General features: G+C 69.8%; 23 protein-coding genes. 4 read left to right on the top strand and 19 right to left on the bottom strand.

The features are described 5' to 3' along the window. Positions 1–57: 57 nt before the first annotated feature. Positions 58–705, bottom strand: coding sequence for an extensin family protein (locus BLS81_RS15885; RefSeq protein WP_093225320.1), 648 nt, complete (start codon positions 703–705; stop codon positions 58–60). Positions 706–909: 204 nt separating this feature from the next. Between BLS81_RS15885 and BLS81_RS15880 the strand changes: the two genes are divergently transcribed. The 3 genes from BLS81_RS15880 (at position 910) to BLS81_RS15870 (ending at position 5,075) form a co-directional block, all read left to right on the top strand. Continuing rightward, positions 910–2,052, top strand: a complete 1,143-nt coding sequence (locus BLS81_RS15880) for a phosphoserine transaminase (RefSeq protein WP_093225319.1) — start codon at positions 910–912, stop codon at positions 2,050–2,052. Between the two features lie 118 nt (positions 2,053–2,170). Then, positions 2,171–3,748 carry a phosphoglycerate dehydrogenase gene (gene serA / locus BLS81_RS15875; RefSeq protein WP_093225317.1) on the top strand — a complete coding sequence of 526 codons (1,578 nt, stop codon included), beginning with the start codon at positions 2,171–2,173 and terminating at the stop codon, positions 3,746–3,748. A 223-nt stretch (positions 3,749–3,971) separates the two neighbouring features. Beyond that, positions 3,972–5,075 carry an ATP phosphoribosyltransferase regulatory subunit gene (locus BLS81_RS15870; protein ID WP_093225316.1) on the top strand — a complete coding sequence of 368 codons (1,104 nt, stop codon included), beginning with the start codon at positions 3,972–3,974 and terminating at the stop codon, positions 5,073–5,075. A 118-nt stretch (positions 5,076–5,193) separates the two neighbouring features. Here BLS81_RS15870 and BLS81_RS15865 read toward each other — a convergent pair whose 3' ends face one another. Continuing rightward, positions 5,194–6,519, bottom strand: a complete 1,326-nt coding sequence (locus tag BLS81_RS15865) for a dihydroorotase (protein WP_093225314.1) — start codon at positions 6,517–6,519, stop codon at positions 5,194–5,196. A 44-nt stretch (positions 6,520–6,563) separates the two neighbouring features. Between BLS81_RS15865 and BLS81_RS15860 the strand changes: the two genes are divergently transcribed. Then, positions 6,564–7,304: a CAF17-like 4Fe-4S cluster assembly/insertion protein YgfZ gene (locus BLS81_RS15860; protein ID WP_093225313.1), complete on the top strand. Its 741-nt coding sequence runs from the start codon at positions 6,564–6,566 to the stop codon at positions 7,302–7,304. 257 nt (positions 7,305–7,561) lie between these two features. On the opposite strand, the gene BLS81_RS15855 is transcribed toward BLS81_RS15860, so the two are convergent. The 17 genes from BLS81_RS15855 to BLS81_RS15775 all read right to left on the bottom strand — a co-directional run bounded on the left by BLS81_RS15855 (position 7,562) and on the right by BLS81_RS15775 (position 20,671). Further along, positions 7,562–8,686, bottom strand: a complete 1,125-nt coding sequence (locus BLS81_RS15855; protein ID WP_093225311.1) for an OmpA family protein — start codon at positions 8,684–8,686, stop codon at positions 7,562–7,564. A 136-nt stretch (positions 8,687–8,822) separates the two neighbouring features. Continuing rightward, positions 8,823–9,326: a DUF2793 domain-containing protein gene (locus BLS81_RS15850; RefSeq protein ID WP_093225310.1), complete on the bottom strand. Its 504-nt coding sequence runs from the start codon at positions 9,324–9,326 to the stop codon at positions 8,823–8,825. Position 9,327: 1 nt separating this feature from the next. Further along, entirely contained in the window at positions 9,328–11,490 is a 2,163-nt protein-coding gene (locus BLS81_RS15845) for a phage tail protein (protein WP_093225308.1), read from the bottom strand. Between the two features lies 1 nt (position 11,491). Then, positions 11,492–11,884, bottom strand: coding sequence for a hypothetical protein (locus BLS81_RS15840; RefSeq protein WP_093225307.1), 393 nt, complete (start codon positions 11,882–11,884; stop codon positions 11,492–11,494). Further along, positions 11,881–12,690 (bottom strand): DUF2163 domain-containing protein, encoded by an 810-nt coding sequence (locus tag BLS81_RS15835; protein ID WP_093225305.1) that lies wholly within the window; start codon positions 12,688–12,690, stop codon positions 11,881–11,883. Before BLS81_RS15835 ends, BLS81_RS15840 begins: the two co-directional genes overlap by 4 nt. After that, positions 12,687–14,984: a DUF2460 domain-containing protein gene (locus BLS81_RS15830; protein ID WP_093225304.1), complete on the bottom strand. Its 2,298-nt coding sequence runs from the start codon at positions 14,982–14,984 to the stop codon at positions 12,687–12,689. Before BLS81_RS15830 ends, BLS81_RS15835 begins: the two co-directional genes overlap by 4 nt. Positions 14,985–14,996: 12 nt before the next feature. Beyond that, positions 14,997–15,563: a tail tape measure protein gene (locus tag BLS81_RS15825; RefSeq protein WP_093225302.1), complete on the bottom strand. Its 567-nt coding sequence runs from the start codon at positions 15,561–15,563 to the stop codon at positions 14,997–14,999. Further along, a complete protein-coding gene (locus tag BLS81_RS15820) occupies positions 15,556–15,756 on the bottom strand; it encodes a phage tail assembly chaperone (protein WP_093225301.1) in 201 nt (66 codons plus the stop codon). Before BLS81_RS15820 ends, BLS81_RS15825 begins: the two co-directional genes overlap by 8 nt. Continuing rightward, entirely contained in the window at positions 15,753–16,067 is a 315-nt protein-coding gene (locus tag BLS81_RS15815; RefSeq protein ID WP_093225299.1) for a GTA-gp10 family protein, read from the bottom strand. Before BLS81_RS15815 ends, BLS81_RS15820 begins: the two co-directional genes overlap by 4 nt. Next, the gene (locus BLS81_RS15810; protein WP_093225298.1) at positions 16,064–16,471 is read right to left on the bottom strand and encodes a phage major tail protein, TP901-1 family; all 408 of its coding nucleotides are present in this window, start codon (positions 16,469–16,471) and stop codon (positions 16,064–16,066) included. The genes BLS81_RS15815 and BLS81_RS15810 overlap by 4 nt, the downstream gene beginning before the upstream one ends. 30 nt (positions 16,472–16,501) lie before the next feature. Then, positions 16,502–16,885: a tail completion protein gp17 gene (locus tag BLS81_RS15805; RefSeq protein WP_093225296.1), complete on the bottom strand. Its 384-nt coding sequence runs from the start codon at positions 16,883–16,885 to the stop codon at positions 16,502–16,504. Next, the gene (locus BLS81_RS15800) at positions 16,882–17,079 is read right to left on the bottom strand and encodes a hypothetical protein (RefSeq protein WP_093225295.1); all 198 of its coding nucleotides are present in this window, start codon (positions 17,077–17,079) and stop codon (positions 16,882–16,884) included. The genes BLS81_RS15805 and BLS81_RS15800 overlap by 4 nt, the downstream gene beginning before the upstream one ends. Beyond that, positions 17,073–17,636: a head-tail connector protein gene (locus BLS81_RS15795; protein WP_093225496.1), complete on the bottom strand. Its 564-nt coding sequence runs from the start codon at positions 17,634–17,636 to the stop codon at positions 17,073–17,075. Before BLS81_RS15795 ends, BLS81_RS15800 begins: the two co-directional genes overlap by 7 nt. Before the next feature lie 136 nt (positions 17,637–17,772). Beyond that, positions 17,773–18,825: a phage major capsid protein gene (locus BLS81_RS15790; protein ID WP_093225293.1), complete on the bottom strand. Its 1,053-nt coding sequence runs from the start codon at positions 18,823–18,825 to the stop codon at positions 17,773–17,775. Between the two features lie 72 nt (positions 18,826–18,897). Further along, positions 18,898–19,299, bottom strand: a complete 402-nt coding sequence (locus BLS81_RS15785) for an HK97 family phage prohead protease (RefSeq protein ID WP_256326287.1) — start codon at positions 19,297–19,299, stop codon at positions 18,898–18,900. A 53-nt stretch (positions 19,300–19,352) separates the two neighbouring features. Next, entirely contained in the window at positions 19,353–19,661 is a 309-nt protein-coding gene (locus BLS81_RS15780; protein ID WP_093225290.1) for a DUF6127 family protein, read from the bottom strand. Then, a complete protein-coding gene (locus BLS81_RS15775; RefSeq protein ID WP_093225495.1) occupies positions 19,658–20,671 on the bottom strand; it encodes a phage portal protein in 1,014 nt (337 codons plus the stop codon). Before BLS81_RS15775 ends, BLS81_RS15780 begins: the two co-directional genes overlap by 4 nt. Positions 20,672–20,778 lie beyond the last annotated feature (107 nt).

Below are 20,778 nucleotides of genomic sequence, written 5' to 3'. Positions count from 1 at the left end.
GGGGATAGTGGGGGGAGATTGAACCCCGGCGAGCACGATCCTCTCACCGCTCGCGCCTTACCGGCAGAAGCTCTTGTGATCGTCCTCCAGGTGAAGATGGTTGCGATGCACCGCGTTGTAATCGGGGCTGAGCACCGTGCCGAAGCGCTTGCACGCCGAATCGTGCAGGACGCGGAGGAACGCGCGGACTTGCGGATCGGGCGATTGCCAGCCGTTCAGCACGCTGATCCGCCGCCCGTCCTCGAGCACGAACGCCCCGACATCGACCGCGTTGGCGATGGCGTGACCGGACAACATCGGCCGCGCCGTGCCCACCGTGTTGCGGCAGGCGTAGGTTCCCATGCTCTCGACCCGTACCAGATCGCTGCCGAGCATCTGGCGCGCGGCCGGGACCGCCGCGTGCCGCACCCAGCCGCCGAAGCTCCGCGCGAGGCCGCAGCGCATCGCGGTCAGGTTGGTGACGGGCACGCCGATGTCGATCAACTGCACCGCGCCGGCGACCCGGCAACCGCCGCCATAGTCACGATCCGCGAGCGGACTGAACCGCACCGCCTCGCGCGAAAGATCGGTGTAGCAGGCCTGCGTCTCCCGGCTGGTCGGGATCGCGAGCGTGACCGGTTTCGATCCGCGCGGGCGCGGGGCGGGCCTGTTGGTGCCGCATCCGGCCAGCATGGCGAGTGCCGGCAGCACCAGCCACTTCGTCATGCCGGACTTGTTCCGGCATCCACCTGTCAGCGAACGCAACACGCACCGTTCTTGCTGCACCGTGGACGCCGGAACAAGTCTGGCATGACCGGTTTGAGATGAAGCGAACAACGCATCTGGTTGACACCCCGCCGATCGACGTTACAGCCGGCCCCGGGCCACGCGGTCCCAACGCCGCGCGTGCTCTCTGCAAGGAGAGACTATATGACTGACCTACCCGTGCTTCCTGCGCATAAGCCTGCGCGCCCCTTCTTCAGCTCCGGCCCCTGCGCCAAGCCTCCGGGCTGGTCCGCCGACGCGCTCGCCACCGAATCGCTCGGCCGTTCGCACCGCTCGAAGATCGGCAAGACCCGCCTCGCCTATTGCATCGATTTGATGCGCGAGTTGCTCAACCTGCCCGACACCCATCGCATCGGCATCGTCCCCGGCTCCGACACCGGCGCGTTCGAGATGGCGATGTGGACGATGCTCGGCGCGCGCGGCGTCACCACCCTCGCCTGGGAAAGCTTCGGCGAAGGCTGGGTGACGGATGCCGTCAAGCAACTGAAGCTCGATCCGACCGTGATCCGCGCCGATTACGGCCAGCTTCCCGATCTCACCACCATCGACTGGTCGACCGACGTGCTGTTCACCTGGAACGGCACCACCTCGGGCGTGCGTGTTCCGAACGGCGACTGGATCGCCGACGATCGCGAGGGTCTCTCGTTCGCCGACGCGACCAGCGCGGTGTTCGCCTATCCGCTGCCGTGGGACAAGATCGACGTCGCCACCTTCTCCTGGCAGAAGGTGCTGGGCGGCGAAGGCGGCCATGGCGTGCTCATCCTCGGCCCGCGCGCGGTCGAGCGGCTCGAAAACTACACCCCGGCCTGGCCGCTCCCCAAGGTGTTCCGCCTGATGGCCAAGGGGAAGCTCGCCGAAGGCATCTTCAAGGGCGAGACGATCAACACCCCGTCGATGCTTGCGGTCGAGGATGCGATCTTCGCACTCGAATGGGCCAAGTCGATCGGCGGTGCCGAAGGGCTGATCGCGCGCAGCGACGCCAATGCTGCCGCGCTCGATAAGATCGTGTCGGAGCGCGACTGGCTCGGCCATCTCGCCGAGGACGAAGCGTCGCGCTCGAAGACCAGCGTGTGCCTGACGGTGAAGGGCGCGGACGAAGCGTTCATCAAGACCTTCGCCGGCCTGCTCGAAAAGCAGGGCGCGGCGTTCGACGTCGCCGGCTACCGCGATGCCCCGGCGGGCCTGCGGATCTGGTGCGGCGCGACGGTCGACACCGCCGATATCGAGGCGCTCGGGCCGTGGCTCGACTGGGCCTATGCCGCCGCCAAGGCACCGGTCGCCGCCTGAGCCGCTATCCGTAAAGCGGGCCAACTCTCCTCCGTTCGCCCTGAGCTTGTCGAAGGGCGTGTCCAGGACACGTGCTTCGACAAGCTCAGCACGAACGGGTTTCGAAGGACTTGATGACATGCCTAAAGTTCTAATCAGCGACAAAATGGACCCCAAAGCCGCGCAAATCTTCCGCGAGCGCGGCGTTGAGGTCGACGAGATCACCGGCAAGACCCCCGAGGAGCTGAAAGCAATCATCGGCCAGTATGACGGGCTCGCGATCCGCAGCTCGACCAAGGTCACCAAGGACATCCTCAGCGCCGCGACCAACCTCAAGGTGGTCGGCCGCGCCGGTATCGGTGTCGACAATGTCGATATCCCCGCCGCTTCCGCCGCCGGCGTGGTGGTGATGAACACCCCGTTCGGCAATTCGATCACCACCGCCGAGCACGCCATCGCGCTGATGTTCGCGCTCGCCCGCGATCTGCCGGAGGCCGATAAGTCGACTCAGGCCGGCAAGTGGGAGAAGAACCGCTTCATGGGCGTCGAAGTGACCGGCAAGACGCTCGGGCTGATCGGCGCCGGCAACATCGGCTCGATCGTCGCCGACCGTGCGCTTGGCCTCCGCATGAAGGTAGTGGCGTTCGATCCGTTCCTGTCGCCCGAGCGTGCGCTCGAACTCGGCGTCGAGAAGGTCGAGCTCGACGAACTGCTCGCCCGCGCCGACTTCATCACCCTGCACACCCCGCTCACCGACCAGACCCGCAACATCCTCTCGGCCGAGAATCTCGCCAAGACCAAGAAGGGCGTTCGCATCATCAACTGCGCCCGCGGCGGGCTGATCGACGAAGCGGCGCTCAAGGAAGGTCTCGATTCGGGCCATATCGGCGGCGCGGCGCTCGACGTGTTCGTGACCGAGCCGGCCAAGGAATCGCCGCTGTTCGGCACGCCCAACTTCATCTCGACCCCGCACCTCGGCGCCTCGACCAACGAAGCGCAGGTCAACGTCGCGATCCAGGTCGCCGAGCAGATGGCCGACTACCTGGTCTCGGGCGGGATCACCAACGCGCTCAACGTGCCGTCGCTGTCGGCGGAGGAAGCGCCGCGCCTCAAGCCATACATGGCGCTCGCTGAGAAGCTCGGCAGCCTGGTCGGCCAGCTCACGCGCGGCGCGGTGCCGCGCATCTCGATCCATACGGAAGGCGCCGCGACCGAATTGAACGCGAAGCCGATCGTCTCCGCCGTGCTGCACGGCTTCCTGCGCACGCAGACCGATACGGTGAACATGGTCAACGCGCCGCTGCTCGCCAAGGAGCGCGGCATGGAAGTGCGCGAGGTGAAGACCGAGCGTGAGGGCGATTATCACACGCTGCTGCGCGTCTCGGTCAAGACCGACGCGGGCGAGCGCTCGGTCGCGGGCACGCTGTTCGGCGACGCCGCGCCGCGTCTGGTCGAGCTGTTCGGCATCAAGGTCGAGGCCGATCTCGCTGGGCCGATGCTCTACGTCGTCAACGAGGACGCGCCCGGCTTCATTGGCCGGCTCGGCTCGCTGCTCGGCGAATCGGGCGTCAACATCGGTACCTTCCACCTCGGCCGCCGCTCGGCGGGCGGCGAAGCGGTGCTGCTGCTGTCGGTCGATGAGCCGGTCACGCCCGAACTGATCGCCAAGGTCCGCGATCTGGCGGGCGTGAAGACCGCGATGGCGCTGGCGTTTTAAACCGGCCTTGGGGGTGAGCGCGATGCTCACCCCCCGTTCGCCCTGAGCGAAGTCGAAGGGCGTGCCCGGAGCGCTCTGCGTGCGAAACACGTGCTTCGACTTCGCTCAGCACGAACGGGCGCCGATGACCGTCCGCGCCAATCCACCCACTGTTCTTCCTGTGCAGAGAAACTACAGGGCATCGAACAGACCGCCCAATCGGGCTTCATGGATTGCCGCACCGATGACCTCGCTCCTCCCCCAAGGTTTCCGTGACCGCCTGCCGCCCGTTGCCGACGCGACCGCGCGGCTCGAACAGGCGGTTCTCGGCGCGGCGTTCCAGCACGGCTATGAGCGCGCGGATCCGGCGCTTGCCGAATTCGAGCAGGGCCTGGCAGGGCGGCTCAAATCGGCGACCGCGCAGGATGCGGTGCGCTTCGTCGATCCGGTCTCGCAGCGCACGCTGGCTATCCGGCCCGACATCACCGCGCAGATCGGCCGTATCGCGGCGACGCGGATGGGCCATCACCCGCGCCCGGTCCGCCTCTCCTATGCGGGTCCGGTGCTGCGGTTGCGTGCCTCGCAGCTCAGCCCCGAGCGCGAATTGCTCCAGATGGGCTGCGAGCTGATCGGCCTAGATACGGTCGCGGCGGCGGCGGAGATCGTCGGGGTTGCGGTCGAGGCGCTGGAAGCAGCGGGCGTGCGTGACATTTCGATCGATTTCACCCTGCCCGATCTGGTCGGAATTCTCGCCAACGGGCCGCTGCCGATCGACCCAGCGCAGATCGCCGCGCTAAGCGAGCGGCTCGATGCCAAGGACGCCGGCGGCGTGGCGGAGATCGCGCGCGCGTATCTGCCGCTGGTCGAGGCGGCGGGGCCGTTCGAGGCGGCTCACCACCGGCTCTGCGCGTTCGACGCCGGCGGCGCGCTCACCTCGCGGCTCGACGGGCTGTGGGCGATCGCTGAGGGGCTGAAGGGCCGCGTCGGGCTGACGCTCGATCCGACCGAGCGGCACGGCTTCGAATATCAAAGCTGGCTCGGCTTCTCGATCTTCGCGAGCGGCGTGCGCGGCGAGATCGGGCGCGGCGGCACCTACACGATCGTCCACGAGGATGGCGCGGAAGAGGCCGCTGTCGGCTTCTCGCTCTATGCCGACGCGATCGTCGCGGCGGGGCTCGGCGAAATCGACCGGCGGCGGCTGTTCGTTCCGCTCGGCACCGATCCGGCAGTGGCCGCGGCGATGCGCGAGGCGGGCTGGGTCACGGTCGCCGCGCTCGAGGCTGGAGATACGCCGGAGGCGCAGCTCTGCACGCATCTGCTCGCGGAGGGCGACGCGCGGGCGCTCTAAGAGCGCCCGTTTTACCTCCGTTCGTCCTGAGCTTGTCGAAGGACGTGCCACAGATGCTGCGTTTGCGGCACGTGCTTCGACTTCGCTCAGCACGAACGGATCATCTTACGATCGGACCTTAACCAAACTCGACCGCCTCAAACCGGATCGGCTCACCCACCGCCGCCTCGGCCAGCGCGCCGTCCCACATCACACGGTTGCCGCGCACGATCGTGCCGATCGGCTTGCCGGTCAGGTCCATCCCCGTGAACGGCGACCAACCGCAGCGCGACGCCAGCCAATCCTCGGTGATCGTCCAGCGCGCCTTCAAATCGACGATCGAGAAATCGGCATCATAGCCGACCGCGATCCGGCCCTTGCCGACGATCCCGAAGATCCGCTGCGCCCCCGCGCTGGTCAGGTCGATGACGCGCTGGAGCGTCGTACGGCCCTCCGCGACATGGTTGAGCAGCAGCGGCAGCAAGGTCTGCACCCCCGGCATGCCGCTCGGTGACTCGGGATAGGGCTTGGCTTTCTCCTCGATCGTATGCGGCGCATGGTCGGAGCCGATCACGTCGGGAACGCCCTGCCGCAGCCAATGCCACAGCCCGTCGCGGTGTGCGCCCGAGCGGATCGGCGGGTTCATCTGCGCATAGCTGCCGAGCCGGGGATACGCCTCCTCGCCCGCGAGCGTCAGGTGCTGCGGCGTAACCTCGCAGGTGGCGATGTCCTTGTGCTGCGAGAGCAGTTCGAGTTCCGCCGGCGTGGTGACGTGGAGCACATGAATTCGCCGCCGCGCCGCCCTCGCCAGCGCGAGGATGCGCCGCGTCGCGAGCATGGCGCTTTCGTCGTCGCGCCACACCGGATGCGACGAAGGATCGCCAGGAATGCGCTCGCCGGCGCGCGCGTTCATCCGCGCCTCGTCCTCGGCGTGGATCGCGACGCGGCGCTTGCCCGAGGCAAGCACTTCGGCGAGCGATGAATCCTCCGACACGAGCAGGTCGCCGGTCGAGGCGCCCATGAAGATCTTCACCCCCGCCGTTCCCGGCATCCGTTCCAGCTCGGCGAGGTCGGAGGCGTTCACGTTGGTCGCGCCGACGTAGAAGGCGTGGTCGCACCACATGCGATGATGCGCGCGCGTCAGCTTGTCGGTAATCGCGGCGGCGCTGTCGGTGTTGGGCTTGGTGTTGGGCATTTCGAACACCGCGGTCACCCCGCCGAGCACGGCGGCGCGGCTGCCGCTTTCGAGATCCTCCTTGTGGACCAGACCCGGCTCGCGGAAGTGGACCTGCGTGTCGATTACGCCGGGGAGGATGTCCAACCCCGTGCAGTCGATCGTCTCGCCCGCATCGCCGCTCACGCCGATCGCCGCGATCTTGCCGGCGACCACGCCGACAGAGGTTTGCGCCTGGCCGCTCGGGAGATGCACCGTACCGCCCGTCAGCATCAGATCGAACCGTGCCATGTCTGCCTCTTTCGCTTGTGTCTCAGCCCTCCTACCTGTTGACGATGACCGAAACCACCCCGACGCTGCTCGCTGGCCGCACGCTCATCCGCATCGCCGGAGACGACCCGCACGGCTTTCTGCAAGGCCTGCTCACGCAGGATGTGATCGGGCTCGATGCCTCGGGTCCGCGCTGGGCCGGGCTGCTGACGCCGCAAGGCAAGGCGCTGTTCGATTTTCTGCTATGGGCAGACGGCGACGCGGTGCTGATCGACTGCGAGGCGAGCGCCGCCGAGGCGCTCACGCGGCGGCTTTCGATGTACCGCCTGCGCCGCGCGATCACGATCGAGGCGGTCGAGGGCGGGGTGCATTGGTCGTCGCTGCAGGGCGCGTTCGCCGATCCGCGCCTGCCGGATCTCGGCTTTCGGTGGATCGGTGCGGCGGCGGGCGAACCCGCCGATGCGGCGTGGCGTGCGCATCGGCTCGCGCGCGGCGTGACCGAGGGGGTCGGCGAACTCGGCAGCGACCAGACGCTCTGGCTCGAATGCAACGCGCGCGAGCTGAACGGCGTCAGCTTCACCAAGGGCTGCTATGTCGGGCAGGAGAATACCGCTCGCATGAACTATCGCGCGAAGGTCAACCGCCGGCTCGTGGTGGCGCCGCTCGGCGAGCCGGGCGACCGCACGCGTGCGTCCTACCCTGAGCTCGGACTGATGGTCGAACTGCGCCGCATCGAGGCGCTCGGCGATGCGATGTGGCCGGCTTGGCTGGAGACGGCTTTGGCCGACTCCACCTCAATCTCGTAGCTCCAACCGGAATCCGACATTCCGTTCGTCCTGAGCGAAGTCGAAGGACGTGTCACAGGCGGTTCGCTTAGAACAGGCACTTCGACTTCGCTCAGTGCGAACGGATGCGTATTGGCATCGCGCTTCAACAGCTTGCGACGGCAATCCGACCGGCAGATACTGAACCGCGCTGCGGCGTCGTCGCTGCCCTTCCAACCACGCAAAAAAGGGGGCCGGTTTCCCGACCCCCTCTCTTAGGACTTTCGTCAAGCGCGGGCTTAGTTGCCCGAACCCGGACCGTAGGTGATTTCCACGCGACGGTTCTGCACTTCGCGAACGCCGTCGGCGGTCTGAACGCGCAGATGGGCGGGGTCTTCGCCGAACGCCTGCGTGGTCATGACGCCCTCGGGGATCGAGTGAGCCGACAGGTAAGCCTTCACCGAGTCCGCGCGACGCTGCGACAGGCCGATGTTGTACTTCGGCGTGCCCGAGCGATCGGTGAAGCCGGCCAGCATGACCTGCGCGTTGCCGCACGACTGGTACTGGCTGATCGCGTTGTCGAGGATCGACGCCGCTTCGGCCGTGATGTCCGACTTGTCCCACTCGAAGAACACGATGAACGGACCAGGCGAGCAGACCACCGGGGGCGGCGGCGGCGGAGGGGTCGGCTCCGGCGGCGGCGGCGGGGGCGGAGGAGGCGGCGGCGGCGGAGCGGCAGGCTCGCCGAAGTTGTAGGTCAGGCCGCCGAGCAGGCTGTGCGAACGATAGCGCGTCTCGTAGCTCGCGCCCTCGACACCGACCAGCTTGACGTTGTCGGCGTTGAAGAAACGATACTTGAGCGAGATGTCGACATGGTCCGAAAGCGGCGCGCGGACGCCCGCGATGCCCTGCCATGCGAACACCGTGTCGCTGTCGTCGAGGATCGCGGCGCGGTTGCCGGCGCGGACGCCCGCCATCGACACGCGCGCGACACCGACACCGCCGCCGACGAAGCCCTGGATGGCATTGTCGTCGCCGAAGTCGAGCAGGCCGTTGACCATGAAGCTCAGCGCCGACGTGTGGCTGTGCGGGCTGTTATAGTTGCCGGGAGCCGCGAAGCCGCCGGGGGTCGTCACGAACGGGCTGTTGACCGACGAGCGATAGTCGTCGCCCTTGGCGAACTTGTAAGCGACTTCGCTCTCAAGCCGGAACATGCCGAGGTCGTAACCGATGACGCCATCGACGTCGTAACCGGTCTTCGTCTTGTAGGTCGAAGCCGACGGCACGTTGCCGATATCGAACTTCGAGTCTTCGACGATCATACCGCCGCCTTCGACGCCAACATACCACGACTTGTCGCGGGCAAGAGCTGGCGTTGCGAGAGCAGTGGAGGCAAGCGCGATGATAACGGCTAGCTTCCGCATAGAAATCCCCTTTCATTAGGTGTCACTCGGACAGCCCAAACTCCCTAGGACGGGGTTGGTTTCCACGCAAGCGCACAAATACCTGGGACTGTTGCAGAAGCGCAACATCCAAGGACTTAAAGGGGTTTTCAGCCGGTTAACCGGCGATCAACCCGTGTGTTTGCAGTGCAGCAAGAATCGCCGCGATCGCGGCTCTCGCCTCGGCATCCACCACGTCTCCGTTCACAGGCGCGGCGATGGCGGATTGCTGCGCCGCAACAACACGAACGCCGTCGATTTCCACGCGTGATCCGCGAACCACGCCGACGCTCCAGCCCTCCCCGTCGAACACCGCTTCGCAACCGTCGGCGAGGTTCCACACGCGCATGCCCGTTCTGGGGATACAGAACCGCCACCCACCAGCGGTCCAGCCGGCGAGATGCCGTGTGCGTCCTGCCCAAAGGCCGCTCGGCGCATCGCCGACGATCCAGCATTGCCCCGGCACGGGCGTCGCCGGCGGTGTGTCGATCGCCATCGCGACCACCACCGGCTGCGCGAACAGATCCAGCAGCGCCAGCGCTTCGTTATGGGTCAGCTCCTTCTGCGCCTGCCCGGCGCTGAGCAGCGGCAACGCCAGCCGCGCGGTAACATCGTCAGTCATGTCATGCCTCCCAGGCGGGTATGAAAAGCGCCGCGGCGGCCGATGCGCCGGCCGAACCGATCTGGCGGATCGAAACGCTCACCCCCGTGGCGCGCTCGGCGGCGGTGAGGGTGTGTGCGGGTTCGCTGGTGTCGATGCTCGGCCCGGTTCCGATCGTCACCCGGTAGAGTTCCCGCTCCTCGGCGAGCGGGGCGTCGACGCCGTCGAGCCAGCGCCACCCCGCGCGACTGCGGCGCGTCCAGGCGATCGCGGCATCGCCCCCGCCAAGCTCGCGCCAACGCAGTCCGACCGGTGCGGGCGGCAACACCGATATGCCCGCGATCACGGTTCGCGCCGCGCCCGGCCCGGCGACATCCCCCACGCCGGAGGCCAGCACGCGGATCTCGCCCCCGAGCGCCGCGAGCGGCATGTCGAGCGTGATGAGCGTATCGCGCTCGATCAGCACGACACGATCGCCGACGGCCTGCGTCCCGATCGCCGCCTCGGTGCCCCGCCGGCCGCGATACAGGTCCGACAGTCGCCAGCGTGTCGCACCGATTTGCTCGGCCGTGCCGAACTGGAGCAGTTCGTCACCGCACAGGACCAGGTTCGCGCTCGCGTCGATCGCCCCCGCATTCGCGCCCGTCAACACCATGCCCGCGTGCGCGAGCTCGACCTCGAACCGCGAACGACGGTCGCGCAGCGTGGCGGGCACGGCAAGCGGTACCGAAACGAGCATGCCGAGCGTCGCGGGCGCGGCCGTCGCCCCGGCGCTAGACCAACGCGCGCCACCGTCGAGGCTGTGCAGCAGCGCCGCGCGCCGCCACCCCGGCGCGGTGCCCGCCGCCGCGATCATCACGCGCGGCGCGCTCAGCACGCCGTCGTCGAGCGGGGGAATCTCGAAGACGTGGACGATCGTCGTCCCGGCGACACTATCGGGCGACGGCAACACCCGCCCCCCGCTCGCCCGTGCCGGCAGCGCCGCGGCGGCGAGCCGGACGCAGTCGAGCGACAGCACCATCTGTTCGAGCGACCAGCCGGTCACCCGCCACACCCCCGCCTGCCCTTCGATCGCGACACGCGCGCCCGGCGCGATGCCGATCGCATCCCAGCCGAGCGCGACGGTCCGCCGTACGCGCGCCGCCTCGGCCCGGGCCAGCGTGGCCTCCGCCATCGTCTTGGCGCTGTCCGCATCGAGCGCGGCGGGCATGTCGATCTGCTGCTCGGTCTGGCCCGCGCCGGGCCGCCGCGCGCGCTGCACGCCGGCCTGATAATCACGCGCCGGGTCATAATGCCGCAGCGTCACCATGCGCGGCACGCTCTCGATCGCGGCGGCCGCGCTCACCGACCGCGCGCCGCCACGCACCCCCGCCGCGAACCCCGCATCGGCGATGATCCGCTCGGGGTCGCCGCCCGCGCGCATCGCCAGCCCGGCGCCCCTCGGCGCGAACCATCCGCCGGTCGCCACGCCGATCGTCTCAATCACGCCGCGCAGATTGCCATATGCCGCGAAGCCCGGCAGCGGCAGCGTCGCCGCCGCGCCATCGATCAGCCCGCCCGACACCGCCGCCGCAATCGCCCCGGCGGCGACCGGGGCAGGATCGGCGATCACCTCGAAGGTGAGCGAGGGAATCCGATTGCCGTAATCGGCAAGCTGGAGGCCTTCGAACACCGCATAGGCGATTCCGCGGTGCGCGGGCGCCAGCGCCACGCCTTCCGCCGAGGCGATCAGGGGATCGGCCTCCTGGTCCTCGCCGCCAAGGTGCAGGCGGAAGCCGGTCGAGACCTTGAAGTCGCCGGCGGCACCGCGCAACAGGTTGCCGTCCGCCCAAATCCGCCCGACGCGCTGGATCGGCCGCCCCGACAGCGCCACCGCGAATGAGGCCGAATAGCTGTAGCTGGTCACGCTCGGCTGCCCCTTGCCGCCGCCTGCCGTGCTGCGGCTTTCGATCAAATCGGTCGACCAGATCACGCAGCCCGCGATCCGCATCGTGCCGAACACCTGCTGGATCGGCGTGCCGTAAGAGGAGGTCTGCACCGCCAGTTCGGTCAGCCGCGGCCCCTCGCGCCCCTTGGGCTTGAAGATCACGTCGCGGTCGACCGCCTGTCCCAGCACCGCGCCGATCGCGCCGCCGATGGGGCCGCCGATCACGCTGCCGATCGTCGTCAGCACCAGCGTCGCCATATCAGTCTCCCGTCAATCGCCACGCCGCGACCAGCGGCCAGGGCGGCACGCCCGGCCGCTCGACCACGCGCCGCAGCATCGCATCGGCATGGATGATCCCGCCCGGCACCTGCACGGCGAGATGGAATTGCGCCGGCCCGGCCGCGAACAGCAGCAGATCGCCGGTCGCCGGTGCCGAGGTGCGCACCAGCCCCACCGCATCGATCGCGGTGGAGGGATCGCCGCCGCGGATCGCGTAATCGGCCGAGATAGGTGCAGCGAACCCCGCCGCGCGCGCGGCCAGCACCGCCAGTCCGACGCAGTCGAGCCCGAACGCGGGGTCGCGACCGTGCGACCGGAACCGCGCACCCACCGCGCCCCGCGCCGCCGCGACGGCGCATTCGGCGGGCGTCATGCGCCGGGATACCGGGTGAGCAGGTCGATGCCCGGCAGGTACGGCTCGCCGCGAAAATTCGCGACGTTGCCGAACCGCGCAGCACAGGTCGCCACGCTCTTGTCGCAGCCCTCAACCAGCTCGATCAGATCGCCCGCTGACGCCACAAACGGCGGTTCGGCGCGCAGCGTCACCGTCGCGCCGGCGGAAATCGCCACCGCGCTTTCCAGTCCGCTGTTCGCTCCCCCCACCCAGCGCAGCAGACCCCCGCCATAAGCGTCGTCACTCGGCTCGGCCGCATCCACCGTCACCATCTGCCCGGCGGCCGAGACCACGCGCACGAAGCGCCGCCGCCCCGCCATCGCCACGCGGCAGCGTTTGTCGCCCAGCTCGGCACGGCATTCCGCCGAGGTTTCCTCGCCCACCGGCCGGTCGAGCGCCGCACTCGCGCCGCGCAACTCGGCGGTGAAGGCGCCGTCGCGCGTCTCGACCGATCCGATCGTTCCCTCACCGAGATCCATGCGCCCTTCGGCGCCGCTCCAGTCGACCGCGAACAGCCGCACCCGCGCGCCGTCCCACCGCCCCGCGCCGAGATCGCGCGCGCTGATCGCCGCGCCGGTCAACGCCCCCGAAACGTCCATCGTGTCGGCATCGAGACCGTCGGCGCGCTTGATCGCGGAGGGCGTCATACCCGGCGCGGCACGGTGGACAAGGCCATCGATCACCAGATCACGGTCGTGCGCGGTCAGCCCGATCGCGATGCCGTCGCGCCGCTCGATCCGCCAGCACAACGCCACGGTCGAAAGCGGTCCATCCAGGAAGCTCATGACACGTCCTCGCGCACTTCGATGAGCGGCACCGACGCCGCGGACCCCGCCTGAAAGGTCGCGCGCGACACCGCGAGACTGTCCTCGGCGAAACGCACCGGCACGTCGAACAGGAACCCCGCCGTCACCACCGCGCCCGGCGCCGGCGCGGCGTCGAGTTCGATCATGCCGCCATCCACCAGCGAAAAAGCGGCGGTCGCGACACCATCCACGGCGACCGCCACGCTGCCGCCGAGCGGGCGCGTGATCCGCCGCACCACGGCGCCATAATGTTTGACCAGCGCGAAGCGGGTGGCGATGCCGTCGCCGATGCCGATCTGCTGGTCGAGCGGTGTCGGCACCGCGCCGCCCGAGGACGCATCGAATGGATCGCGCAGCCGGAACGCACGCGCAGGCCCCATCCGCGCGCGGAAGAACGCCAGCAACGTTGCGATATCGGCTTCCGACCGCACGCCCGGCCCGACATCATAGTGCGTCCGCGCCCCCGCCCAGCCCGCGTTGCGCGCCTCGTGACCGCCCGCGCTCGTCACGACCGCGGTCGAATATTCGGGCGCTACCTCCGCCTCGCGGCCGAGCGCGAGCGGGAATACCACATCGTCGAACGCCTGCATCTCCTCCGCCTCCTCCTCGAAATGCACGAACCCGTCGCGGATCACCTGCGGCAGTGCCCAGACGAAACCCCGCCGCACACCGCGCGCCCGCGCACGCTCCGCCGCCGCCTCGATCTCGCGCCAGCCGGCGCTGTCCTCGGGCCGCAGCACGAAGCCCGCGAGATAGTCGGTGTCGCCGGTCACATAACCGAGCCGCGTCTGCGCCTCCGCGATGGCCCGCGCGCTCAGCGCGCTGTTGCCCGCGGTGACGTAATCATAATCCTCGAGCTGGAGCACATCGAACGCGGGCCGCGCCCAGCCCAGCGGCAGATTGGCGCGCCGCACCTCGGGCGCGTCCGCCGCCAGCACGCTCGGCAGATAGGCGAGCAGATGCGTCTCGCATTCTGGCGCGACCGCCTTCACCGCCGCGATCAGCGCCGCCGTCGACGTTGCCAGCAGGGTTCCCGCCGCATCGAGCAGCGCCTTGGCGTCCGCCGCCAACGGCGCGCGCACGCTGGCGATCTGGATCGGGGCGCCGCCCAGCGCCGCCCGTGCCGCCGCGTCGTAGAGGCAGGGCCGGCCATCGGGCATCACCCACCACCAGGGCTCGCCGACCTGAAACTTCGGCGCCAGCCCCGCCGCCGCCGCGATGCCGATCACCTCCGCCGCGACCGCGCGCAGATAGGCCATCGCGCCGCCATGCGCGGGTGACAGCAAGGTCGAAGGCGGCACCCAGCCGGTCAGCGCGGGCGATCCGTCCCACGCGCGCTGCTTCCAGTCCTCGGGGCAATGCGCGTCGAACAGTTCGTAGCTGAGCGACCAGATCACGTCATAGCCGAGCGCCCTCGCCCGTTCGGCGAAATCGCGCTGCCACGCGCGCGCCGCGACGTTGAGCGCGCCACCGGACAGGGCCGCGACGCCCCCGCCTCTCGTGAGCCGGAAGTAATGGCTCATCCCGACATACTGGACGATCGCGCCGCGATAGCCGAGCTGCAACGCGTTCCGCAGCAGCCGCGCCGGCGTCAGATTGTAGCTGTCGTCATATCCGCTCGCGAGTTCCAGCGCGTGTGCCGGCACCACCACGTCGCCGATCGCCAGCACCGCCCCCGAGCCGGCACAGACGATATCGCTCATCTCGACCCAGCCCTCGGCGGCCTGCGCGAGCGGCGTGTCGGATGCGTCGTAATCGGGTGGCACCAAGGACACGAACATCCGGTCGATGTCGCCCGCCCATACCGGCACGGCCTCGTCAGGCAGCAGGAAGCCGCCCGCCACGTCCGCGAAGTCGATCGCGATCCGCGCGTCCTCGCGCGTGCCCGTCGCGTAATTCCACAGCCGCACGTACCAGGTTCGCGCCGCGCCGTCCGCGTCGCGCCCCTCGATCGTCAGCACCGGCCCGTCCACCGCGTCGAGCGGCCGCACCCCCGCCGACCGCCAGCGGAACGCCAACCGGCACCCGCGAAAATCCCGCGCCGTCTCATAGGCGAGCAAGGGATGGTCGAACCGGTCCTCCGCCGCCCAGATCAGCCCGGCGAGATCGTTCTTGCGATAGAACACCGCATCCACCCGCAGCGCATCGGGCGCGATCGTGGTGATCGCCGCCATCATCGGCCGCGGGAAATCGACCGTCCAGAAGCGAGGGTCGAACCGCGAGATCACGCCCTCGGCCTGATGGGTCCGCGCGCGCGCCAACCAATATGCCATGCCTGCCCCCTCTCACTCGGCCGCCAGCGCCGCTTTCACCGCGCGCGCGACCTGGCGGCCCGACGCGCTCAGCGCCGCGCCGCCCTCGCCGCGCGGAGCGTTGATCGTGATCGCCACACGCACATCGCGCGCGCCGCCGCCCCCGGCCGCGACGATGCTCCCGCTCGCCGTCGGCACGAACACTTCCGGCCCGCGTTCGCCGACGACATAGGGCCGCAGTGGCGACACCGGGCCGCCGGTCGCCCGCCCCGGCGCTCCCGCGAGCAGTCCGCTCAGCGCGGCGACGAGGCCGCCGCCACCCGAGCCGCCGCCGCGCCCCAGGATCGCGTCGATCCCGCTGCGGATCGCCGCGCCAGCGATGTCGGCCAGCACCGACAGCGCCACCTTGCGCAGATCCTCGAACCCGAGCGTCCCGCTCCGCGTCGCCTTGAGCAGCACGCTCTCGATCTCGCGCCCAGCCCGATCCGCCCCCGGTACCAGCACGTCGCCGAAACAGCCGCGCATCGTGTCCACGTCGCGCGCGAAGGCGGCGGTATCGGCGCGCACGCTCACCACCAGCCGGTCGATTTCCTCATCCATCGGGAAACGCCTCCATCAATGCCGCGATCGTCTCGGGTGTCGGCGGCGCCTCGCCCGCCGTGCCGCCGATCGCCGCCACCAGCGCCGCCAGCTCGGCGGGCGTCGCCTCCCAGAAGTGCGTGGGCGCCCAGCCGAACGCGACGCCCGCCAGCCCCGCCAGCCGCACCGCCGCATCGGCGAAGCGCGCGCTCATCGCCCGCCGAGAATCTGCGCGAGCAGCACGCGCAACACCGGCGTCGCCGCCGCGAGTCCCCCCGCCGCCACCGCCTCGCCGAACGCCTCGCGCGTCAGCGCCGCAGGCGCCTCGTGCCGGCAATGCCAGAACAGGCCGACCAGCTCGCGCAACGACAGGTGCCCGGCCGCCGCGCGCTCGACCAGCGCGAACAGCGGCCCCAGTTCCTCCTCCGCCGCGACCAGTGCCGCGAAGCTCGGCCGCAGCACGAGTTGCGCGCCCGCGACGCGGATCGCCGCCTCGCCCCGCGCCGCGTTCGCCACCCCGCTCATGCCGCCACCACCGCGCCCGAGCTTTCCAGCGCGATCGCGTAGCTGCGCTCGCCATTGTAATCGCCGGCATAGTCGAGCCGGGTGACGAGGAAACGCCCGCTCAGCGTCTCGCCGCTCTCGAAGCTTAGCCGATAGTCGTCGATCACCCCGGCGAGCGCATTGCCCTTGAGCCGCACCTCCGCCGCCGATCCGGTGAACACCCCCGCCCCCGATACGCTGACCGATCGGACCCCCGCGCCCGACAGCAATTCACGCCAGCCACCCGAATCCTTCGAGGTGATCGCCACCATCTCGCCGTTGATCGAAAGCTGCGTGGTGCGCAGCCCCGCCACCGTCGCATAGGCCACCGGCGATCCGCCGTTGCCGATCTTGAGCAGGAATGCCCTGCCGCTCTCCGCGCTCATATCATGCTCCTGTTGGTTTGATCCGCCGCCTCACGCGGCCAGCACCCGCACCCGATATTCGATCACCACGCCCCACCGCCCCGGCGCCGGCCGCAGCAGCCGCGACCGCACGAATGCCACGCTCGCGACGCGCCACGCGCCGAGATCGCGCGGCAGCGCCGCGATCGCCGCCCCCGCCGCCGCCGCGAGCGCCTGCACCCGCGCGGGCGTCTCCGCCGCATCGCGGATCGTCACCGCCAGCCGCAGCTCGCGCCCGTCGCGATCCTTGACGCTCCAATCGCCGCTCAGCGTCTCACCGATCTCCGCATAGGGCGGAGTCGCCTTGACCGGCGGCCCTTCGAACACGCCGTTCAGCCCGGCGATGTCTTTGAGCGCGGCGAGCAACGCGGCCTGCGCCACCGTTTCCGCGCTCATCGCAACAGGCTCCCGATCCAGCGCAGCCGCGCATCCTCGCGCGAGATCCGCCCGGCCAGCACGATCGCGTCCGCCTCGCCGCGCACCGCCAGTTCGGGGAACGCCGTCTGCAACCGCGCCACGCCCTCCGCGATCGCCCGCCGCTCCGCCGCCTCGCCGATCGCCGCCCCACGCGCCGCCACCCCGCTCAACATGCGCGTGTCCGCCGCGTCAGCGTGATCCGCCGGAAGGGCCGCCACAGCGCGGTCACCGCCGCCGGTGGCGCCGCCGCCGCGTCTCGCGCGGTGAACAGATGCGCCGCGAGCAGCACCGCGCCCTGCCGGATCGGCGCCGGCAGCGTCGCCCAGCCGGTCGCCAGCCCGGCGGTGAAGGTCACCCCCACCCGGGTCGCGCCACCCGCGTCGATCACCCGCACCCAGCCATCGCCGTCCGCGTCTATGTCGATCGCATAGGCTTCGCTCGCCAGCGCGCCGCCGCCCACCGCCTCGACCGCGCCGATCGCCCGCACCGGCGTCGCCGCCAGTTGCTGCCAGGCGCGACTCGCCGGCAGCACATCGCGCAACACGCGCGCGATCAGCACCTGCCCGATGAACCGTTCGCCCAGCCCCAGCGCGGTCTCGACCAGCGTCGCCACCAGCGCATCCTCATCGTCGCTCATCAGCCGCAGCATCGCCTTCACCTCGGCCAGCGCCGCCGCGCGATCCTCCCCGCCGAGCGCCACCGCGCCCGGCCCCTCGCTCCCGATCGTCATCACCATCTCCACCCAAATCCCTCTCCCAGCGGGAGAGGGAGGGAGCCGCCGAAGGCGGCGGAAGGGTGAGGGCGACCGATCCCACGATCACCCTCATCCGGCGCTACGCGCCACCTTCTCCCAACGGGAGAAGGCTTTAGTTCGCCGAAAAGCGCATCAGCTTGATCGCTTCCGAATTGCTCACGCAACCGCCGACCCGCTTGGTCGCGTAGAAATTCACGAACGGCTTGTTCGAATAGGGATCGCGCAGGATCGCGGTTTCGCTCCGCTCGGCGATCAGATAGCCCGCGCGGAAATCGCCGAACGCGATCGCCAGCGCGTTGGCGGCGATGTCGGGCATGTCCTCCGCCTCGATCACGGGATAGCCGAGCAAGGTCGCCGGCTGCCCCGCCGCCAGCCCCGGCACCCACAGGAACGCGCCGTCGGTCGTCTTGAACTTGCGGATGCGCGCGAGCGTGGCCGAGTTCATCACCCAGCTCGCATTCTGCCGATACGGCCCGCGCAGGCTCTGGACGAGGTCGATCAGCCGGTCCTGCGGGTTGGCGGCGAAATCGCCCGCCGCGCCGCTCGCCAGATATTGCAGCGTGCCGAACGCGCGCGCGGTATCGTTGGTCGCCGCGACCGGCGCCTGGAGAAACCCCTTCGGCCGCGCGGTGCCTGATCCGTTGACGAACGCCGCGCCCTCGGCGCGCGCGAACTCGGTGGCGATCTCGCCGGCGAGCCACCCCTCGACATCGAACAGCGCGTCGTCGAGCATCGCCTGGCTCGCGCTCGGGTTGGCATAAAGTTCGCCCATCGGCGGCGCGATCTCGGCATAGCTCGGCGTGGCGGTGCCGGGCCGCGCGTCGGTCTCCGCCGCCCAGCCTGAGGGCGTGCCGCCGCTCGTCACCAGCTTGCGATAGCCGGCCGAACCAACCTTGACGACATTGGCAATCGCCCGGATCGGCGATATCGATTTGAGCGTCGCATCGACCACCGCGTCGATTTCTTTGGGGATGGCATAGCCGCCGCTGTCGCCGGTCACGCCGGTGAACGATTTCATCTCGACGCTCGTGCCGCTACGCAGGAACCCCGCGAAAGCCGTCGCACCGCCATCGCGCGCGCCGCTCAGCAGCGGCCGCACCACCGCGCCGCCCATCTCCACGCCCGAGAAGCTCGTCTCGAGCGAATCCGCTTTGACTTCGATCATGTCATTCTCCCATGCGAAACCACCCCCGCGCAGGCACCCGCGCGGGCAAAAACTTCGGAAGTCGAAAAACCCTCAGGCGATCGCGTGAACCCGCGCGAGCGGCTGCATCGGCTGCGCGACCAGGCTCACCTCGACCAGATCGAGCGCGGTCAGCTCGCGATACCGCCCGCGCGCCGCCGCCTTGACGCGGTAGCCGAACGAAAGGCCGGAGACCGCGCCGGAGCGTACCAGACGCGCCAGCCGCGCATCATCGATCCGCCCGATCACGCGCAGGCCGCGCGAATCCTCGCCCGCCTGCTCGATCACGCCGACCGGCGCGCCCCGATGCTGCCACAGCAACGGCACCGCCCCGACCGCGCCGAACGCGCCCGAGCGCACCACGTCGCCACCCCGATCGGCCCGGTCGAACACGGCGGCATAGCCGGCAAACCGCAGCCCTCCCGTTCCCCCGCGAATGCGGGGGTCCAGAGCCACGGACGCGACGCTGCTTTGCTCTGAGCGCCCGCCTGCGCGGGAGAACGGCATCGTCACTTCACCCAGCCCCAAAATCCGAACCGCGCCGCCAGCCCCGCCAGCACCACCGCGCCGCCGATCCGCACCACCCAGCCGACCGCCGCTTTCCACGCCGAGCGCTTGGCGTCCCGCCATGCCCCGAGCAGCTCGCGCAATTCGGCCATGTCCTTGGCCGCGCCGGCATCGTCCAGCCCGAGCCGCATCAGCGCCCGGCTCGCGCCAAGCTCGCCCGCTTCCTCCGCGATCGCGCGCAACGTCGCGAGATCGGTGCCCTCGGCCTGTCCCTGCGCCATCAACTGCGCCAGCACCGTACTCACACTCATGCCACACCTCCCGCGTGCTCCGCGCTCAAGCCCAACATCGCCCGCTTCTCCTCGTCGCTGAGGAACCCGGCCGCATTCACCTGCGCCCACAGCCGTTCGCGGTCCTCGGCGAGCGCGGTGACCTTATCGACGTTCACACGCAGCCACGGCGCCTCGAACCAGCCGGCGAGCCCCTGCGCCAACCCCGAGAAAATCGTGTCGGCGAGCGGCAGGATCGCGAGCCGCCACAAAGCCCGGCTCGCCTCGCGGTAATTGGCGTAGGTGGCGTCGCCCGGCAGCCCGAGCAGCATCGGCCGCCCGGCATTGCCCGCGCCGGCGAACCCCGCCTCCATCTCGGTGCGCAGCCGCTCGAACTGCTCGCGCGACAGCACCGATCCGTCACCGGGATCATGCACCAGCGCACCAGAGGGGCGCGCCGCATTGTCCAGCAGCGCCTTGTTCCAGCGCGCCGCCGCATTGTGGAGCGCGATCGCGCCCGCCGTGGCGCCCAGGCACCCGAGCCCATAATGATCGTCGAGCGGATGGAAGCCGCGCAGATGCACCACTTCGGGCCGCGTCCCGTCCGCCATCAGCCGCGTCACCCGCTCGCCGACCCGGTAGCGATAGGCGACCGGCCATCCGCCCGCGTCCGCCTCCACGCTCACCCGCTCGGGCCTGAGCGCGAACAGCTCGACCACCGCCCCCGCCGGATCGGTCATGATCTGGACATAGGCGTTGCCGTGCAGCAGCAGATGCGCCGCCACCGTCTCGGTCAGCGCCTGCCCGCCCGACCGCGCCGTCACCAGGGCGAGCAACTCGGGCGAGGATGCCGCCAGCGGCGCGCCGGCCAGCCCTTGCGCGACGAGCCGCACCGCGCGTTGCGCGACCGCGTTGCGGCAATAGCCCTGCCGCACCTGCGCCGCATAATCGTCGCTCCACTCGCCCGGCGATCCGCCGCCCGACCACAAGCCATAGCGCGCCAGCACCGGACGCACGTCGCGCCCGGCTGATTTCCAACCGAAGAGTTTCATGATGATGTCCTTGTTCGTGCCGGCGACCGTCAATGCCGAGCCGCGGCAACCCAAAAACCCGTTCGCACGGAGCGCAGCCGAAGTGCGTGCCCCAAGCGCGACGCGTG

Origin of the sequence: Sphingomonas sp. NFR15, assembly GCF_900103265.1 — a bacterium.
Classification (GTDB): domain Bacteria; phylum Pseudomonadota; class Alphaproteobacteria; order Sphingomonadales; family Sphingomonadaceae; genus Sphingomonas; species Sphingomonas pollutisoli.
The sequence above is the reverse complement of the archived record's forward strand: the minus strand, read 5'-3'. Positions and strand labels throughout refer to the sequence as shown.